The following is a 19477-nucleotide window of genomic DNA, read 5'->3' as shown; positions in this document are numbered from 1 at the left end:
TCGTCCCATTCGGTCGAGTTCGCTGATTCGGAGATTTCGAAGGGTGGACACGGGCCACCATCTTTCGGATTCTCGCTCCTCAGCGGCGGAGCACCGCCGCGTCGTGGTTCAGGATCGCCTCGGCCAGCACGGTGCCCGCGGCCAGCTCCACTGGGTTGATCGCAGGGTCGCTTTTTGACTCACCCACCGCCAGCAGTGCCTCCGCTGCCTTGGGATCCGAGCCGAAAATCGCACGTTGTTCGACGAGAAGTTGCTCGAGCACGGCGATTTCCCGACCGACGGGCTGGCGTCCGGTGATGAGTCGGAAGAGCCAGGCGACCCGCTCGCGGTCGCTCGTGCCCGCTTCCTTGAGCATCCGCTGCCCGAGGTGCCGCGCGGCCTCGACGATCTGCTCGTCGTTCAGCAGGGTCAGGGCCTGCAATGGAGTGCTCGTGCTCTGTCGGCGCACGACGCAGACGTTCCGCTCCGCCGCGTCAAAGGCGATCATCGCGGGGTGCGGGACGGTCCGCTTCCAGAAGGTATAGAGACTGCGGCGATAAAGGTCAGGCCCTTTCGATTGGTTGTAGTTTTTGTTGCCCATGGCGACTTCCCAGAGCCCCTCGGGCTGATACGGTTTGACGCTTGGCCCACCGTGCCACTCGGTCAGCAGGCCGCTCGAGGCCAGGGCCTGGTCGCGGAGCATCTCGGCGGTCAAGCGTCGGGCAGGGCCGCGCGCCAGCCATTGATTCTGAGGGTCGCGGGCCAGCAGGTCGGGGCCTGTTTTCGAGGATTGCCGATAGGTCGATGACGTGGCCATCAGCCGAAGCAATTGCTTCACGTCCCACCCTGAATCAATGAACTCGAGCGCCAACCAGTCGAGCAACTCAGGTTGCGTGGGTTGCGCCCCCTGGCTGCCGAAGTTATCGCTCGTCTCAACGATCCCAGCACCAAACATCATCTGCCAGAGTCGATTGACCGTGACCCGGGCCGTGAGTGGGTGCTCGGGCTTCAAGAGCCAGTGTGCCAGGCCGAGCCGGTTGCGCGGTTCGTCGCTCGGGAACGGGGGCAGGGTGGCCGGTGTGCCCGCCGTGACGGGATCGCCGGGCGCATCGTACGCTCCGCGTTTGAGGACGAACGCGGGCTTTGGCCTGGGCAGTTCGGCCATGACCATCGCTTCGGGGATCGGGTTGACGAGCCGGCTGTGCTCGAGGCGAAGCGCGTGCAGCTCGGCCTCCTGCTTCTGGGCCACCGGGTCGACGCGGGCGAGAAAGTGGCCAAGCAACTCCTCACGCTGCTCGGCCGTGAGTTGTGCGTTCGATGCCGTCCAGGCCGCCGTCAGGTCGGCTCGGCCGGCCAGGTGGGCGACATCGAGGGGAGTGAGCACGCGCGGGTCGATCCGCAAATCATCGACGCGGCCCCCCTTGAAACCGTTGTCGCGGAACCGGAAGCCGAGCGTCAGGTCGGGCTCGCCCCCTTCGTAGGTGATGTCCTTGACCAGGCCGTCCCGGATGACCTCCAGTGAGGCGGCCACTCCATTGATGTAGACGCGGACCCCGTCCGCCCGGCTCGAGCCGTCGTAAGTCACGGCCAGGTGGACCCACGGGCCGCTCGGGATCGGCTCTTTGGTCACGACCTTGAGCGAGTTGCCCGGCCACATGTGATGCAAGCCAACAGCGACGCGCCCCGATTCCAGCAGAACCTCATAGCCGCGGCTGCCGGCATCAATCGGCGCCTTGCTGTGGTGGAGCACCACGAATCGAGCTGCGACGGCAGGCGCTTGGAGGTTCAGGCTGATGGAAAACGGATCCACGCGTGAAAAATGGCCGACGCCAGGAAACGTGAATCCATTTTCGCCGTTGAGCTCGACCGCTGACCCATTTGGGCCAGGAACCAGCTTCGGTCCCTCCGACTCGCTCGCCGGCTTGCTGGGGTCGGCCGAGTTGGTCAGCTTGCCGTCTTTGATTTCGTCAAAGGAGAAGGAGGCGGCCGGCCTTGGCAGTGCTGGTTCCTCCGGCCTGGCCGTCAACCATGTCTGGAAATCGCTTCGAGTCTGGTCGCGCAGCAGGCGGAGTTCCGCCTCCTTGGCGGTGATCCGACGCTCGAGGTCGGCGATTTTTTGGTCGGTGGCCTCGTCCGAGAGGAGCAACGTGGGGACGGGCATCGCCGGGGTGAAATAGGACGTTTGCCCCGACTCGTCGATATTCTGGAAGAACGCATAGAGCGCGTAAAAGTCGCGCTGGGTGATCGGGTCGTACTTGTGGTCGTGGCAGCGCGCGCATTCGAACGTGAGCCCGAGGAACGCGGTCGCCATGGTGTTCACGCGGTCGACGACGTAGGCCACGCGGAACTCTTCCTCGACCACGCCCCCTTCTTCGTTTTGCATGTGGAGGCGATTGAAGGCGGTGGCGAGCCGTTGTTCCTTGGTGGCGTGGGGCAAGAGGTCTCCCGCGAGCTGCCAGGTCAGGAATTCGTCGAACGGCTGGTTGCCATTGAAGGATCGGACCACCCAGTCACGCCAGGGCCACATCGCACGGTAGCGATCCGACTGGTATCCATGCGTGTCCGCATATCGGGCCAGGTCGAGCCAGTGGGTCGCCATTCGCTCGCCGTAGCGGGGCGAGGCGAGGAGGCGGTCGACGACGCGTTCATAGGCGTCAGGCGCGGGGTCGGCCGTGAAGGCGTCGATCTCCGTGACGGTGGGGGGCAAGCCGGTGAGGTCGAGCGTGACCCGGCGGATCAGCGTTTCCTTGGTCGCCTCCTGGGCAGGGGGTAAGTTTTCCTGCTCGAGCCGGGCGAGGACATGGAGGTCGATCCCGTTGCGCGCCCGGTCGTGATGCTCGGTCCGGGGGACCGCCTGGCGCCGAGGAGAGACGAACGCCCAGTGCTTGCCCCACTCCGCTCCCTGATCGACCCAGCGCTCGAGAATGGTGACTTCACGGGGACTCAACGTGAGGTTCGACTTCGGCGGAGGCATCGTCTCGTCGGCGTCGTCGCTCTTGATCCGTACGATCAACTCGCTCTCGTGACTCTGGCCCGGCACGATCACCGGATCTTTTTTCCGGAGTGCCCCTTCGGCGAGGTCGAGACGGAGGTCCGCCTTTCGGGCCCCGGCGTCGGGACCGTGGCAGCGGAAGCACTTGTCCGAGAGGATCGGCAAGACGTCACGGCTGAAGTCGACCGCCGGGGGAGGGGCGGCCGTCACGGTTTTGGTGGTGAGGCCCAGGACGATCGACAGGGCGAGGGCCAAGGTGGATACCCACCATCGGTTCCGCATGCCTGGCCAAAGTCGGGCTGCCGGAGTCTGTTGAGCTCTCATGCGAGACCAGGGCACGTTGAGGGCAGGGGGGGGTGGGAGACCGTCACCCCAAATTATCGTGTCCGGTGGAACCAGGCACAAGAGGGAGCCTGATCCATGGCTCTGCACGCGACCGTTCAGAGGCCGATCGGCTCGACGAGTGGCGAGAGTCTTCGGCACGGACCTGGCTTGCCTCGTCGGCGGGTAACGGCGAACTCGGATCGACTGTCGGCCATCGCGAAGGCTCCGCCCTGCGCGGCCGTGCGGGGCCGCGACATTCCCTTGAGCCGGACAACGGGAACGCGCACTTGCTCAACCGCCTTGGGGGGCGCCTGTCGGGAGAGCCCTCCCACGACGAACAGAGTCAATAGGGCCAGAACATATCCGCAGACGGTCGCCCATCCCAGGCCGACCGTCGGACAACCGAAGCGAAATGTGCCAATGAACGCAACCATTCCGAGGTTGGCCGAGGGGAGTGACTTGGCCATGCGGCCCGCCTCCGCGGGGCTCGACTCGAGGTAAGTGACGACCAGGACTGTCAGGGTCATGCCGGGGAAGGTGCTGAAGAGCCCCGCCCAGCGAATTCCGGTGGCTTCGCGAAGGACCGTGACGATCACCAGGCAGGCCGCGGGAACCGCGGTGCGAAGAAGCAGGCAGCGGATTGGCGACAGGTCGATCGTCGGTCGCTCGCCTTCGGAGACCGAGATCTGCCTGGCGCAGCAGCAAGCGGCCAGGATGGCGAACGTGGCGATGATAATCCGGCCGGCGGGGCCCGCGTCGGGGACGAGGACCGAGCCCCAGGCGACCGCAAGATAGACGAAGACGGCGGCCGAGACGGACCAGGCGAGCTGACGGCCCAGGGCGATCGACTGCGCGAAAACCAAGGGAAGCGCCACGGCTGCAACCAGGCCGGACAGGCTCGCCTCGGCCATTTCAGACGCAGAGCCGATCCCACTTGCCTGGCCACACGCGACGAGTGCGACAGCGGTCGTGCTTGGCAGTCCGAGCAAAAGGCTTCCTCGTTGCGGGCCCGCGATCCGGCCCAGGGCACGAATGCCATGAGTCAGCGCAGCAAGCAGCGCGATCTTCAAGAGAAGCTCGGTCATGGTTGTTCGATCCTGCCGACGCCCCCGTTCGGTCCCTGGCGGGACCCTTGCGGCAGCGTTTCGGCCAGCAAAATCAGGGTGTTGAACTCAGGGTGCAACGGCCGGCGAACAATTCGGCAGGCAACGCGGTGGGAACTCTCCGCGTGGACGGTCCCGCAGGCGCAAAAACCGGGCGATTCAAATCGCCGAGGTTCTGACTACTTCGCAGCTTCGCTAGTCGTTAGAATTTATCGGATGGGATGTCTGGATAACTTGAGGGCTTTAGGGAAATGGTTTGAGAAACTTGAGATTCGACGAAAAGTAGGAGACGGGCGAGCCGCTCAGCCGCTCTCTTCAGATCCCATTTTTGGGGAATGAAGCGGATGGAGAGAGCGTCACTGGCTTGATCCCTGATTGACCGAGTTTGTATTATGAATAGTGACTGAGCCTTTTCGTGTGTCTGGGCGTCCGACGAAAGTTTGTAATGTCGGCTCTGATTTCCCGACTCGTGCTTCTCCTACTGATCGCGAGGGCGATTGCCGCTCCCGTTGCGCTTCGGTCGCAGCGGGCTGACAGCCCCCCTTGCAAGGGTTTGATGTTTGGGATTCTCCAGGCTGGCTCGATCGTCGCTCCCGTCTCGCCTCGGCCTCAGTGGGTTGAGCGGGCCTCCTCCGGTTCGCTGACCTTCCGGATTTGCAATTGGCCGCACCACAAGGGTAGGCCTGTTTCGATACATCTGGTCCAGAGCAGGGGTAAGCACCGGGCTGCTTTCCGGCATTCGCTCTCGAGTTGTTCACCGCCTGGTTCGAACTCACCCCACTTTCCGATAAGCCTCTCTCCCGCCAGCTCGATCGACCGTTACTTGTATCAATCACTCGGTCACCTTCGGTGCTGATCGACGCTCCGGGCGCGAGCCTTTGCGCTTTGATCTCGATGCCCTCATTCATTCTTTGGTGCGTGGATGGATCGGGGTTTGGCTGCCATCAGTCCTGGGCGTTAATAGGTGGCCTTTAGGACTCTCCCGAATTCCAAAAACGGGTGAAGGCGGCCTCGTTTGAGGTTCACAAGGACGCGATTTGTCGCGCCTTGCTAACTCGTCAACGTCCCTCCCAACAGGTCGATCACGCGACGTTCGCCTGATCGCTCGAACCACGCGCTGGCGCGATCGACTTCCGCCATGGCGCGTGTTGCGGTGCCTCAACATGATGAGGAAAGGCCGGGCGAGCGCCTGGGTCGGTCACTCGGATTGGCACAACATTTGGGCAATCGGTAATGAGACGGCATGACCTATGCCATTGTCTCATGGGATTCGCTGGTGCTTGTCCGAGATCCGCCATCAGGAAGCCGGTTCGATTTCCCAGATTTCGAGTGGAACTCTCATGAAATTCTCCTTTTCTAAGTTCGTTCGTTATCCAGCCGCCCTTCTGATTCTGGGGTTTGGATTGCTCGTCATCGGAGCAGTTGTGCTTGTTTTTCGGCCGCCTGCGGGGGCGGGGACCGCAGAGCGCCCACCGTTGCAGCCCCTGGTCGAATCCAAGCCTGTAGCAACAGGTGCTCATGGCGAAGTTGTAAAGGCATCAGGGATTTTGTTTAGCGAGGAGCAGCAGAAGATCGTCGGGCTGCGGACGGCGAGGGTCACGGCGGGCACCGTTCCCCATGTGTTATCCGCGCCCGGCCAGGTGGCCCCCAATGAGTCTCAGTACGCCTACATCACCCCTCGGGCGGCGGGAGTGGTTCGTTCGGTCAACGCTCATATCGGTCAGTTCGTGCATGCGGGGGACCTGCTTGCGACGATCGACAGCCCGGTCGTTGGCGAGGCCCGGCTCGAGCTCTACACGCGAGTGCAAGAGCTGGAGATTGCCAAGGCCCAGGCCGACTGGGAGGAGATGGTTTACCGCAACACTCAGGAGCTGATCGAACTGCTTCGTAAGGGGGAGAGTCCGGAAGCGATTCAGAACCGCTTCGCGGAGCGCGCCGTGGGCGACGACCGGGAGCGATTGCTGACGGCGTACGCTCAGTATCGCCTGGCCATTGCCACGGTCGAGCGAAACCGCGAGTTGAACTCTCAGAAACTGATCACTCCCAAGCAGTTTCAGGAGGTGACCGCCGGCTACGAAGTGGCCCAGGCGACCTACCAGAGTCTCATGGATCAGACCGGATTTGAAGCGAAACTGGCCAATACTCGGGCGCGTCAGGCCAAGCGTCAAGCCGAGACCGCGGTCCGCACGGCCGAGGAACGGCTGAGGATTTTCGGTGTGAAGCCCGATGGCAGCGAGCCCGAGCTTGTCGGAGGTAAAGTCGCCGGCCTCAAGGTCGACGAGCCTGAAGCCAAAGGGGAGAATCAGGCCGCGGCCAAGCCGGTCGGCGGTCGGCCTGAAGCGGCCACGAACGAGACAGAGGCCCCCGTCAGCACCTACTCAATCCGGGCTCCGTTCGATGGCACCATCCTCGATCGCGAAATGATCGTGCCGGGCGTTGCCGTCGACATCACGCATCGGATTTTCACGATGGCCAACCTGTCCTCGGTCTGGATCGAAGCCAGCGTTCACGAAGGGGACTTCGACTTGCTGGCCAGCAGCCACGAGGGCAGCGAGATTCGGTTCCGCTCGCCCGCCTATCTCGATCGTGAGTTCGAGGGGACGGTGATCTACTCGGGCGATCTGGTCGACGAGAAGAGCCGATCGATCAAGCTTCTGGCAAAGGCGTTGAACCCCGACCGTCTGCTCAAGCCGGGCATGTTCGTCGAGGTCGAGATTCTGAGCCCGCGGAAGAAGGCCGCCGTTCAGATCCCCTCCTCAGCGCTCCTGAATGAGGGGGATCGCACGTACGTGTTCGTGAAGACCGGCCCCGACCGGTTCGTTCGCCGTGACGTTGATGCCGAGGCCCCGCGAGGCGATCTGGTCACGATTCGCCGTGGACTGGACAAGGGGGACGAGGTCGTTGTCGAGGGGGAGTTCAAGCTCAAAGCCCTCTCCGTCCAGTTGGCGAGCGCCGGGCACTAATCGTCACGCATTGGGGAGAGTCTTTGTGTTCGACAAGTTGATTCAAGCGTCTCTGAAGAGTCGGGGCTTCGTTCTTCTCGTGCTCGTGGGCTTGGCCTGCTCGGGAGTGTACTCGCTGCTGAACCTCCCGATCGACGCCGTGCCCGATATTACCAACGTGCAGGTCATCGCCCTGACGGACGCGCCTGCGCTGGGACCTGAGGAGGTCGAGCAGTTCATCACCGTTCCCGTTGAGAACGCGATGAACGGTATCCCTCGGATCAAGGAAGTTCGTTCGATCACCCAGTTCGGCTTCTCCTCGGTGACGGTCGTCTTCGAGGAAGGGACCGACGTCTACTGGGCCCGCCAACTGGTCAACGAACGGCTGATGCAGGTCCGCGAAGAGATCCCCGAAGGGTTTGGCTCTCCCAGTATGGGGCCGATCGCCACCGGTCTGGGTGAGATCTACCTGTTCGAGGTCAAGAACGCGCCGGACGCCAAGAAGCCGCGATCGTTGATGGACCTGCGTACCATCCTCGACTGGGAGGTGGCTCGACCGCTCTTGAGCGTGCCCGGTGTGATCGAGGTCAATACGTTCGGTGGCGAGTTGAAGACCTACCAGGTCCAGCTCGACCCCAAGCGTCTGCTCGCTCGTGGGATCTCGGTGACCGAGGTCTTCGAAGCCTTGCACCGGAACAACAGCAATTCCGGCGGTGGCTACATCGAGCGCAATGGGCAGGTCCGGGTCATCCGCGCCCAAGGGCTCGTCAGTTCGCTGAAGGATATTGAAGAGATCGTGTTGCACACGACCTCGAGTGGTACTCCGATCTATGTTCGGGACGTCGGCGAGGTTCAGTTTGCACCGATGATCCGCCAGGGGGTCGTCACCCGTGACGGCCGAGGAGAGGTCGTCACGGCCACCGTGCTCTTGTTGGCCGGAGAGAACGGCCGGGTGGTGGTCGAGCGGGTGAAAAGCAAGCTGGAAGAGATCCGCAAGAAACTGCCCGAAGGGGTCGTGATCGACTCGTACTATGACCGGGCCACCTTGATCAACAAGGCGATCGGGACGGTGGCCAAGAACCTGGCCGAGGGCGGGTTCCTCGTCATCGTGGTGCTCCTGGTGCTCCTGGGCAACCTGAAAGCGGGCCTGATCGTGGCCCTGGCGATCCCGTTATCGATGCTCTTCGCCGGTAACCTGATGCTCTACTTCGGCATCGCCGGCAGCTTGATGAGCCTGGGTGCGATCGACTTCGGGCTCATCGTCGATAGCGCGGTGATCGTCATTGAGAACTGCGTGAGCCATCTGGCCCATGCTCGGCCCGGTCAGCGCGGAGTCGACGTGGTTCGCCGGGCGACTCTCGAAGTGCGTCGGCCGGTCGTCTACGGGGTCGGCATCATCACCCTGGTCCACCTGCCGCTCCTGGCGCTCGAGGGGGTTGAAGGGAAGATGTTCCGGCCGATGGCCGCGACCCTCATCTTCGCCTTGACCGGCTCGCTGCTCTTGTCCTTGACGGCGACGCCCGTCCTGGCCTCCTACTTCCTGAAACCAGGGCTATCGGAACGCGACACCTGGGTGATTCGCATTGCCAAGTGGTTCTACAGGCCGATGCTGGGTTGGGCCCAAACCCGACCCTTACTGGTGACCCTCACGGTTCTCTTGATGCTGGGCGCGACGGTCCCAGTGGCGATGAACCTGGGGGGCGAGTTCATTCCCAAGCTCGATGAAGGAGACCTGGTACTCGACCTGACCCGCCCCCCCGACGCGTCGCTCACCGAGGCGGCCTCCGATACGAGCCGGCTCGAAAAGGCTTTGCTCGCGGCCTTCCCGAAAGAAATTCGCACCATCGTCAGCGCCTCGGGACGCCCTGAGATCGGTCTCGACCCCGCTGCGGTGAATACGACGGAATGCTACGTCTATCTGACCGAGCCCGACGAGTGGTCGAAGGCCGCGTCGAAGGAAGAGCTGATCGAACAGATCGACGCGTTGACCCACAAGGTGCTCCCGGGGACGACCGTCGTTTTCAGTCAGCCGATCGAACTTCGGTTCAGCGATATGCTGGCCGGAGTGAAGGGGGATGTGGGCATCGGTCTCTACGGCGATGACCTCAAAATTCTCCAGGAGAAGGCTGAGGAAATGGCCCGGGTCCTCAAGGGGGTGCACGGGGCGGCCGATGTGAAGGCCCTGGAAGTCCTCGGCCTGCCGGCGATGCAGATCGCGATCGATCGCAAGCGGATTGCCCGCTATGGGATCAATGCGTCCGACGTGCTCGACGTGATTCAGGCGGTCGGCGGCAAGAACGTCGGGCAGGTCGTCGAAGGCCAGCGCCGATTTACAATGCAGGTCCGGTTCACTGCCGAATACCGCGATAACGTCGAGGCGATCCGCCGGCTGATGATCGCCGACCCGCAAGGGCGAATGATTCCGCTGGAGGACCTGGCTGACATCAAGTTGGAGGAAGGCGTTTATGAAATCTGGCGGAAGAACCGGCAGCGCCGGGTGATGATCACCGTCAACGTCCGGGGCCGCGACCTGGCCGGCTTTGTGGCCGAAGCGCAGAAAAAGGTCAATGAGAAGGTCGAGCTCCCCTCGGGCTACATCCTGGAGTGGGGCGGCACGTTCGAGAATCTCCAGTCGGCCACGCGCCGGCTGATGATTGTCGTGCCGATAGCCCTGGCCATGATTTTTCTTCTCCTGTTCGCCACCTTCGGCTCGGTCAAATTGGGGCTCTTGATCTTCATATCGGTGCCGTTGGGAGCGATCGGTGGTGTGATGTCGCTCTGGCTCCGCGGGATGAACTTCAGCATCTCGGCGGGCGTTGGCTTCATCGCCCTGTCGGGGGTGGCGGTGCTCGACGGCCTGGTGCTGGTTGCGGCCATCCGCCAACTGATCGAAGGGGGCCGGCCGGTCGGTGACGCCGTCCGCGAGGCGTCGTTGTCACGGCTCCGGCCGATCCTGATGACCGGCCTGGTCGCCAGCCTCGGTTTCGTGCCGATGGCGTTCTCGCACGGTGCGGGGGCCGAAGTCCAGCGCCCGCTGGCCACGGTCGTCATCGGCGGTCTGATCACGAGCATGTTCCTGAAGCTCATCGTCTTGCCCGTCATCTATCCCTGGTTCGATCCGGGCCTGCCTGTTCCTGAGCCCGACTCCTACGAGGATGAGGGAGACGGAGAGGCTGACTTCGACACCGAGGAGTCGTAGGCCTGGCTGCGGCAAAGAAAGCCCCTCAGGCTTTACCCCACGGGTTCCGAATCCGGAGCCCGTGGGGTTTTTTATTTTGGTCTGTGTTGATTTGTGTGTGCGTGCGTGTGAATGAGCCAAGAATCCCCGTTCCGGACGCCACAACGGGCGTGCGAGTCTGGATAGCGCCATGGAGTCGGGCGCCTTTCACCGCGGTTGACTGACCGTCCGCCGGGTGCATCGGTGGGGAAAGTTGCTGACTCTTCACAACCGGCGAGAACTGAGGTAGGTTGAACTGCCCTTTACGGCCGATCGCCTCCTTCTCGGGACCTCGCCATGAATGGTTTCTCGAACCGCTCGGCGGCCCTGCTCTCGTTCGTCTTGATCGCATGGGCGGGCCCTGCCTGCTGCGCGGCTGGCCTCGAGCGAGTTGCGATCTGGGAAAAGATTCCGGCGACCTGGGACTGGCAGGTTCCCGAACGCGATCCCGATGATTCGTTCGAAGTGGCCTCGCTCGGGTTCGTGCGACTGCCCGCGAAATACAATACAAAGGGCATCGAAACCGATCGATCCGCTCCGTTTGCGGTGCATGCCGAGGCGACCTTGAAGGTCGAGGCCGGTCCGCATCGCTTGATCCTTCGCTCGCGAGGGGCGGCTCGCCTGCTGGTCGATGGGAAGGTACTGGCCGAGACCAAACCCATCAAGCCGAACGGATCGGGGCATGAAAACGTCCCCGAAGTCCTTCCGCCTGAAGACGTGCGCTGGCGTTACGTGGGGACCGGCGATCAGGAGGCGATTGTCCCCTGGACGTCGGATGGCGCGTCACATCGGGTCGAACTCTGGGCGGTGATTGGCCATAAGAAGCTCCGACCCGAGACGGGCGAACTCTCGGTGAGCGTCGTTGGGCCAGGAGGAGTGCCGGTCCTGGTCGGAGGCGCCGGGCATGTCGAGTTGACTGACGCGGGATGGTCCGTCTACGCCGATTCGGAGCGAGTTCGGCTCGCTCAGTTCGACACCGACCGGCGTCGCGTGGCGGCGCGCACCGAAGACCCGTTCTGGAACGACCGGCACGCCGTGGCTCGCCGCGAGGCTGAGAGGCTGGCAAAGCCCGTCCCCGCCGGCGTTGGGAATCTCGTCGATCGATTCGTTCAGGCCGAGCGCGGGGGAGATCCTCGCCAGCCTTCGCCCCCGTTGGCGGCCGACGCGGCCTTCTTCCGTCGCCTGGCGCTCGACACGATCGGGGTCGTCCCGGCCGCGTCCGAGGTGGAGGCCTTCCTGGCCGACACTCGCCCCGACAAGCGGGCCAGGGCCATCGACGATCGACTCGCCGACCCCCGATGGGCCGACGGCTGGATGGGGTACTGGCAGGACGTCCTGGCCGAGAACCCGGGGATCCTCAAGCCGACGCTCAACAACACGGGGCCGTTCCGCCGCTACTTGCACGGGGCCTTCCTCGACAACACCGCCTTCGACCGGTTCGCCACCGAGTTGATCCGGATGGAGGGGAGCGCCCTGGGAGGCGGCCCGGCCGGGTTTGCGATCGCGTCGGAAAACGATGCCCCCATGGCGGCCAAGGCGCACGTGCTGGCCAAGGCCTTCCTCGCCGCTGATATGAAGTGCGCTCGGTGTCACGATGCGCCGTTCCACCCTTACGAGCAGTCGGACCTGTTCGGGATCGCGGCGATGCTCGCCGGCAAGTCGCTGGCCATCCCCGCAACGAGCACGGTTCAGGCCCAGGAAGGGGGGCGACCACCGACGGTCTCGGTCACCTTGCGGGCCGGAGACAAGGTGCCGCCGCGGTGGAACCTGCCTGAGGTCGGCGAGGAAACCTTGCCCGACGGCTTCATTCCTAAGAAGGCCTCGTCCCGCGAACGCCTGGCCGCCTTGATCACCTCCCCTTGGAATTCGCGGTTTGCCCCAGTGATCGCCAACCGTCTCTGGAAACGATACCTTGGCGTTGGACTCGTCGAACCGGTGGATGACTGGGATAACAGCCCGTCGGCCCGATCCCCCGAACTTCTCGAGGCCCTCGGGCGTGAGTTGATGGTCCACGACTACGACCTCAAGCATCTGGCCCGGCTCATCCTCAACTCGCGGGTCTATCAGGAAGCGGTTCAACCCGCCGGTATCGCCACCGACACCGACTCCAACGTCACGAAGGCCGATCCGCTTCCCCTGGTTCAGACGCGGCGGAAGATGTCGGCCGAGCAACTGGTCGACTCGATGTTCGCGGTGGTGGGCAAGAGCTTTGGCGCTGAGGAGTTGAACCTCGATCCGGACGGCCGCCGGCCGCCGACCGAGTTTCTCAACCTCGGCATGCCGCGCCGGGCCTGGGAGTTCACGTCGACGTCGAACGAGCGCGATCGGCCCGCCCTGTCATTGCCGGTTGTGCAGAGCCTGGTCGACGTCCTCCAGACGTTCGGCTGGCGACCTTCCCGCCAAGATCCGATCACTGACCGCGATGAGGCCATTACCCCGCTTCAGCCCGCGCTTCTGGCCAATGGAATTGCCGCGAACCGCGTCGTCGGACTCTCCGACGACAGCGCGATCACCGAGCTCTGCCTGAAGGATCAGACCCCCGAGGCCTTGATTCGAGCCGTGACCCTGCGCGTTCTCTCTCGCCCGCCGACGGGACCGGAGACGGAGCGGCTGGTTGCCTACCTGGGAGCGACGTACAATGGGCGGATCGTGCCGGGGGCGAAGCCAAACCCACTTCATCTCTTCACCCGTCGGGTCTCCTGGTCGAATCATCTCAGCCCCGAAGCGACCACGATCCAGCTCGAGCGTGAGAAGGCGGCCCGCGCTGGTGATCCGCCCACCAACCGGCTGACCGTGGAGTTCCGCGAACGGATGGAAGACGTCGTCTGGGCGTTGATCAACAGTCCCGAATTCGTGTTCTTGCCCTGACCGCGGCTACGGAGATCACTTTCCCATGACCGCCGACCCGACCCGCCGCGAATTCGTGAAATCAGGCCTGCTGGGCGCGGCCGCCGTCGCGCTGGGGGCCGCCGGCCCGTCCCGCGTCGTGGCGAAGTCGCCGCCGCCGCGCGGCAAGGCCGAGGCATGCATCATGCTCTGGCTCGGTGGCGGAGCGGCTCAGATCGACACATTCGACCCGAAACAGCGCGGCGATGGCAAGAAGAAGCCGGGCTCCTACTACGACGCGATTCCGACGGCCGTCCGCGACGCCTCCGTGAGCCAGCACCTGGCACGGGTCGCGGACCGGCTCGATCGTTGCGTGCTCGTTCGCACGCTTCACCATAAGATCATTGATGAGCACGCCGCGGCGACCAATCTGGTTCATACGGGTCGTCCGACCAGCGGCACGATCATTTATCCGTCTGTGGGCTCGATCGTGGCCCACGAGCGCGGGCCAGGGGCCGATGGCGTCCCCGCCTACGTCGTCATCGGCTATCCGAACGTCACGCGCGGGCCCGGGTTTCTCGGGTCGAAGTATGGTTACGTTTATCTGACGGATACCAAGGCGGGGCCGATCGGGCTGACCCCGCCTCCTGATTTGTCAGGTTCGAGACGCGGCCGCCGCGAAGCGCTGCTGGAAGTGGTGCGGTCTGAGTTCCAGTCGGCCCACCAGGGCGATACGGCCATCGACGACTATGTCGCCGCCAGCCGCGAGGCGTCCCGTCTGGCGGGTCCTACCTTCAATCGTGTTTTTCAAGTCGACCAGGAGCCGGCGCGCGTCGGGCCTCCTACGGCGGCGAATTCGGCCAGCGCTGCCTGCTCGCCCGCCGGCTGGTCGAGTCGGGAGTCCGGTTCGTCGAGGTCGCTCACAACCTCAACTTCCTCAACGGAACCGGCTGGGACACCCACAACCAGGGCCAGCTCCACCAGCATGAACTGATCGCCGAGCTCGATCACGCCCTCTCCGCCTTGATCGACGACCTTCAGCGCATCGGGAAGCTCGACTCGACCTTGATCGTGGTGGCGACCGAATTCGGCCGCCCCCCCGAGTTCGACTCCGGTGGCGGCCGAGGTCACCAGTCCACCGCCTTCAGCGGCGTCCTGGCCGGTGGCGGCCTGCGGACCGGCCAGGTCATCGGCGCGACCGACGATCTCGCCAAGACGATCGTCGATCGCCCCATCTCGATCCCTGACTTCCACGCCACGATCTACGCCGCCCTCGGCCTCAACCCCGCCAAGGAACTCGACGCGGGCGGCCGCCCCGTCCCGATCACCGACCATGGCCAGCCGATTGCAGAGCTGTTTAGCGTTTAATTGTGTGGGTGTAATGCGAGAAGGAAGGCGTGGGTTGTGTCTCGGTCGGGCAGGACTCACCCACCCGACCGAACCAGGATTATCGGTTTTTTGCCTTTGCTTCGACCAAGCTCTCTTTCGTGGCGGTCGGGAAGTTCGCCGGGATCGGGATGGTGACCTTGCCGGTCGCTGCCCACTCGGCGCCTCGGGTGAGGACGGTCTGGAACCCGATGCAACGGACGGCGACGGTCTCGTCGTTCATGGTGTGTCCCATGACGGTCGTGAGCACGCGTCCCTTGCCGTAGGGGATCACCCAGATCATCGGCTCGTTGGTCCCACTTCCCTGGTAATCTTTGGAAGCGAAGGCGGTTGCGAGGATCTCCATGTTTTCCGCGGGTCCGCGCTGGCCCTGGTAGAGCTCATCCTTGGCGTGGAGCCACTCGGCCGGCATACCCTGGGTCACCGGGTGCGAGGATTCGCGGATCGCGATTTTGAAGCTGTGCTGCGGTCCGTGGCCGGCCCCCAGTCCTTCTCCCTTGGGGGTCCGGACGACCTGGCCACCGTCGTCGATCGTGACCCGGTCGCCAAACTTGTTGTCGCGCCAGCCCAGGCCGATCATCTTGTTGAATTCGGGCCATCCCTCGAAGGCGTTGTTCGCCGCGTGGACGTTGACCAGGCCTCCGCCCGCCGCGACATACGATTCGAGAGCTTTCTCGACCCGGGAGGGCCAGCGTTCGCCGTTGTAGTTGCTCATTACCGCATCATATTTCGAAAAATCAGGGGAGAACTGATCCCACAGAGCGGCCTGGGACCCCTTGGGAGGCGTGGTTGCGACGTCGACGGTGAATCGCCCGGTCTGTTCCAACGCGTCCCGTAAGATCGGGGTCATGGAGACCCAGTTGTGATTGTTCTGACCGTCGATGATCAGGATCCGGACCTTGTCATCACCGAGGGCCGGCAGGCTCATCGCCAGAGTCACCAGGAACCCGAAGAGCAGGCCCCGCCTTGGAATCATCATGTGCGTTGGCTCCCGTTCGCTCCGCACCGCCGGCCGCCAAACCGAGGCTGAACGCCGGCAGGGCGGTTTCGCTCCCAAGATACTCGGCTCAGTCCGTTCCACAACGGTGGACCCGAACCTTCCACCTGGATTCACCGAGATACGACTTGTCAGTCGGCCGGTTTCGCCGGATCGCCCCAGACCTGGATCGAGTCGAACTGGCCGGTGTCATCGAATGAGCCGACGCCGATGCGGCCATGACCGAATGTCTTGTCCTGGGCCGTCATCGCCGGAATCGTCATGTCTTCAAAATAGACTTGAATCAGGCCGTCCGCGACCTTGCGGACCACCCGGACGTGGTGCCAGCCGTCGGTCCAGGGCGTGCCCTTAGTCCGCTTCTTGGCGATCGAGACCCGCGGCTTGCCGTCGACGAGAAAGATGCTGTTGGCGTGGGGATCCGCCTCCTTGCCGAGGTGGATGTAGTAAAAGTGGCTCGGGTCCTGCCAGCCGAACACGAAGCAGAGGTCCCGGTGCCCATAGTCGCGGCCGGTGGAGCGGACCTCAAGGTCCAGGACGAGGTCTCCCACGTCCACCTTCTTGGCCAGTGCGATGTTGAACGGTGAGCGGACCGGCGGCTCATACTTGCTGGCGCGATGCTGATCGAGCACCCGGTTGGCGCCCTGACGGGTGATCTTCCAGGCCTGGGGATCGGTCGGTTCCCAATCACCCAGGTCGTCGCGCTCGAAATCGTCCTTCAAGACCAGGGGAAGTTCCCCCGCCACCTTGGGCTTGGGGGCAAACGGCAAGGGGGCCGCCGCCATGGTGAGCGCCAGCACCATGAGAAGCGAGAAGAAACGGATCCAGGTCAGCAGGGTTCGAGGCCTTGGCACAAGAGTTCTCCGGGGTTGGCTCGGGTTTGGAACGATCGAATCGCGTCAGGCGAAGTTTTTCTATACGACTGGGTGGGTTGAGCCCGACTTCGGGATGGAGATCGAACCTGGGCCGTTCAGCGCAAGGTGATCGTTCGTGTTTCTCTCTTGCCGTCGCGGAGGACGGTCACGGCAACCTGGTCGCCCGGTTGCTTCTTCTGGACCGCGTAGGCCAGGAGTTGGGACTCGGTCATGTTCGCTTCCAGACCGTCGAATCCGACGATGATGTCGTCCTTACGGATGCCGGCGTTCTTGGCGACGGCATGTTCGCCGAACGCACCCACGAACTTCACCCGCAGCGCCATGCGGTCGGGTGCAATTTTCGCCGCTTGCCGCTCCTCGTCGGTGGTGTCGACGACGATCATCCCCCCGAATCCCATCCGACGCAGGTCCCAGGTGGTGACTCGCCACGAGATATTGCCTCGGCGCCACCCTTCGGGAAGATCCAACCTGATCTTCTGTTCGGCTCCCTCTCGCTTCACGTCGGCCGCAAGCTGCGCGGTTGCCGCCGTGTTGTGCAGGACCCACTGGAGGTCGGCGATCGAGAGTAAGGGCTGGCCATCCAGGGCGACGATCTGGTCACCCGGCTTCAAGCCCGCTCGCTCGGCCGTTGATCCCGCGGCCACTTTTTCGACGGTCGCCATTTCTTGGGGGTTCATGGTCAGACCGAGCACGGCCGGGTCGGGGTAAGGGTAGAGAACCTCGTCGGGGATCGGCTTGCCGGCGGCACGGTAGACGCTCCGCTCGGCTTCGCGAACCTGATGGCAATGCATGCAACTCTTGACGACGTTGCCCTCGTAGTTGAGCTTGGAGCCGAACCGGGCTGCCAAGCTGGGATAATCCAGCGGTGTCTTGTACTCGGTTGGTCTGACCTGCTTTCCCGCAAGCGAGGGCTTGATGGCCTTGGCGTTCGCGTGCATCCGCAACGCGGCTTCCATGGCTTTGCGCAGACCGGTTAATGAGATGTCCTCGGTCTCTTTTCGGTCGGATCGAGTCCCGAACCGACCGTAGATCGTGAGGTTGGAATCCATCAGGAATGCGGCGAACGACTGGTCGAAGTCGAACCGAAAATGGCTCAGGTCGATCGTGTTCGCCTGCACGATCCGAACGCAGACGAATTGGTCCATCAGGTCGCGAATCATCGGGTCTCGGCTCGCGACGTCGTCATCGAACTCCTGGCAGGCTTCGCAGGGGATACATCGAAAGATGACGAACATCGGCTTGCCCGATTCCTTGGCGATCCGCAAACCCTCGTCGAGGTTGTTGTAGACCCAGTCCTTCGAGGTCTCGAAGGATTTCCGGTCGTTGCGGACCTTCGTCTCACGATCCTGCGCGATGATCGGCTGTGTCGCGACGATCAGAACGCCGAGAGTAAGGAGGAGCGGGCGCATGGTCGAATTCCTGGTACTCAAGGGAGAGGCCGAGAGGTCGAGGCACGACTTTTCGATGATGAGCCGCAAACGCAGTGAGCGGCGTCACCCGACGATAAGCCATCGGGATCGCCGATTCCACTGCATCCTTCGCACTTGGTTGGACTCTCGACTGACCCGAACGACCCCCCAAGCGGCCAGGGAAACGTGAAAACAATGGGGGGCGATCGAGGTTTCCCTCGATCGCCCCCCATTGGTGAGCGCCTTTTTCTGAAGTGTCAAGACGTTGACGGACCCTCAATGCGAGGCTCAGCGAGTGGGCTGGGCATACGCCAGGGCGAGCAGGGCATAGGCGGTCACGAGGTTCGGATCCCCTTCCATGAATCGGTCGGCCGGGTTGGTCCAGCTTCCGTTGGCATGCTGCCGCTTCGCCAGCGCGGCGGTGAGCTCGGCTCGCCAATCGTGGCTCTTGCCCGAGGCATCGACGACAGTCGGCTTGCCGAGCAGTGCCATCGTCTTGGCGAAGGTTTGGTAGTAGTAGAAGAGGCCCGTCTGGCCGAGTCCCGGGTTTTCGTCCAGGCTGTAATGCTTGGTGATATAAGCGTTGGCCGCCTTGACGCGTGGGTCGTCGGCGGACAGGCCGGCGTAGATCATGCTCTTAAGGCCGGCGTAGGTCATCGCCGAATATGAGCGAAGGCCCCCGTTCTCGGTGTTACCAGCGACGCTCGATCCGCCATTGGCGGCCGTGTAGATGAATCCGCCGTCGTTGACCTTGTCAGCCCAAGGCTGGTCGTTGAACTCGCTCTTGAGGTTCTGGCAGCGCGAGACGAAAACCAGGGCCCTCTGGAGCGCAGGATCATCGGCAGGTAGGCCGGTGTCATGGAGCGCTTCCATCATGAAGGCGGTGTTCGAGAGGTCGGGTCGGTTGTTCTTGCCGCCGTAGCCGGCCCCGCCGTAGAAGGCATCGTCCGGTCCCTTGCCCTCCGACGTGTCCCACTGCATCCCCTTGAGGAACTCTTGGCCTTTTTTGATGATCGAGTCGTACCGACCCCCTTTGTTCGCCTCTTGAAAGGCCATGAGCGAGATCGAGGTCGAATAGTTCGAGTGGGCTTCGGAGAGCCCTCCGTTGGGTTGGATGAACCCTTCCAGAAACGCGAGGGCCTTGGTGACAATGGGCTCGGCTGGGGTCACGCGCTTCGAGCGGAGCAGGGCGGTCACAACCAGGGCCGTGATCCCGGGCTCCTTGCGATCGCCCGACCAACTTCCATCGTCCGCCTGTCGCGAGCGGAGGAAGTCGACCCCCTTGGCCGTCAGCTCGGCCGCAGTCGCCCCTTCGGCCGCGAGGCTTACGCCCGGCCGGGCCGCCAGAGCCATGACTCCGAAGGCCTGGACGCCGTGGATGAGGCACTCTCGGCGGGACAGGTGACGGGGCAAGGGCATTGCGAACGGTC

9 protein-coding genes and 1 pseudogene are annotated in these 19477 nt (G+C 63.5%); 4 read left to right on the top strand and 6 right to left on the bottom strand.

The window, feature by feature from the left end; genetic code table 11:
* Positions 1-79: 79 nt before the first annotated feature.
* Both V5E97_RS24145 and V5E97_RS24140 read right to left on the bottom strand, forming a co-directional pair.
* Positions 80-3253 (bottom strand): DUF1553 domain-containing protein, encoded by a 3174-nt coding sequence (locus V5E97_RS24145; protein ID WP_406694111.1) that lies wholly within the window; start codon positions 3251-3253, stop codon positions 80-82.
* 158 nt (positions 3254-3411) lie between these two features.
* Positions 3412-4380 carry a hypothetical protein gene (locus tag V5E97_RS24140; RefSeq protein ID WP_406694110.1) on the bottom strand — a complete coding sequence of 323 codons (969 nt, stop codon included), beginning with the start codon at positions 4378-4380 and terminating at the stop codon, positions 3412-3414.
* A gap of 1565 nt (positions 4381-5945) precedes the next feature.
* On the opposite strand from V5E97_RS24140, the gene V5E97_RS24135 reads away from it, so the two are divergent.
* The 4 genes and pseudogenes from V5E97_RS24135 to V5E97_RS24120 all read left to right on the top strand — a co-directional run bounded on the left by V5E97_RS24135 (position 5946) and on the right by V5E97_RS24120 (position 14751).
* On the top strand, positions 5946-7361 hold the full coding sequence (locus V5E97_RS24135; RefSeq protein ID WP_406694109.1) for an efflux RND transporter periplasmic adaptor subunit: 1416 nt from the start codon (positions 5946-5948) through the stop codon (positions 7359-7361).
* Between the two features lie 25 nt (positions 7362-7386).
* Entirely contained in the window at positions 7387-10539 is a 3153-nt protein-coding gene (locus V5E97_RS24130) for an efflux RND transporter permease subunit (RefSeq protein WP_406694108.1), read from the top strand.
* A gap of 315 nt (positions 10540-10854) precedes the next feature.
* Entirely contained in the window at positions 10855-13425 is a 2571-nt protein-coding gene (locus V5E97_RS24125) for a DUF1553 domain-containing protein (RefSeq protein WP_406694107.1), read from the top strand.
* Between the two features lie 25 nt (positions 13426-13450).
* A pseudogene (locus tag V5E97_RS24120) lies at positions 13451-14751 on the top strand (DUF1501 domain-containing protein).
* A 79-nt stretch (positions 14752-14830) separates the two neighbouring features.
* Here the strand turns inward: V5E97_RS24120 and V5E97_RS24115 are convergent.
* The 4 genes from V5E97_RS24115 to V5E97_RS24100 form a co-directional block, all read right to left on the bottom strand.
* Complete coding sequence (locus V5E97_RS24115; protein WP_406694106.1) at positions 14831-15748, bottom strand: ThuA domain-containing protein; 918 nt, start codon at positions 15746-15748, stop codon at positions 14831-14833.
* A gap of 149 nt (positions 15749-15897) precedes the next feature.
* Positions 15898-16617, bottom strand: coding sequence for a hypothetical protein (locus tag V5E97_RS24110; protein ID WP_406694105.1), 720 nt, complete (start codon positions 16615-16617; stop codon positions 15898-15900).
* Between the two features lie 116 nt (positions 16618-16733).
* Positions 16734-18047, bottom strand: a complete 1314-nt coding sequence (locus tag V5E97_RS24105; RefSeq protein WP_406694104.1) for a Trx7/PDZ domain-containing (seleno)protein — start codon at positions 18045-18047, stop codon at positions 16734-16736.
* Positions 18048-18335: 288 nt separating this feature from the next.
* A complete protein-coding gene (locus tag V5E97_RS24100; protein ID WP_406694103.1) occupies positions 18336-19466 on the bottom strand; it encodes a prenyltransferase/squalene oxidase repeat-containing protein in 1131 nt (376 codons plus the stop codon).
* Between the last annotated feature and the right edge of the window lie 11 nt (positions 19467-19477).

It is taken from the genome of Singulisphaera photorubra, from assembly GCF_045290345.1.
Classification (GTDB): Bacteria; Planctomycetota; Planctomycetia; order Isosphaerales; family Isosphaeraceae; genus Singulisphaera.
The sequence above is the reverse complement of the archived record's forward strand: the minus strand, read 5'-3'. Positions and strand labels throughout refer to the sequence as shown.

Coding starts and splice junctions, on each gene's coding strand:
- V5E97_RS24145 (WP_406694111.1), bottom strand. CDS start 3,253: ATGCGGAACCGATGGTGGGTATCCACCTTGGCCCTCGCCCTGTCGATC.
- V5E97_RS24115 (WP_406694106.1), bottom strand. CDS start 15,748: ATGATGATTCCAAGGCGGGGCCTGCTCTTCGGGTTCCTGGTGACTCTG.
- V5E97_RS24105 (WP_406694104.1), bottom strand. CDS start 18,047: ATGCGCCCGCTCCTCCTTACTCTCGGCGTTCTGATCGTCGCGACACAG.
- V5E97_RS24140 (WP_406694110.1), bottom strand. CDS start 4,380: ATGACCGAGCTTCTCTTGAAGATCGCGCTGCTTGCTGCGCTGACTCAT.
- V5E97_RS24125 (WP_406694107.1), top strand. CDS start 10,855: ATGAATGGTTTCTCGAACCGCTCGGCGGCCCTGCTCTCGTTCGTCTTG.
- V5E97_RS24100 (WP_406694103.1), bottom strand. CDS start 19,466: ATGCCCTTGCCCCGTCACCTGTCCCGCCGAGAGTGCCTCATCCACGGC.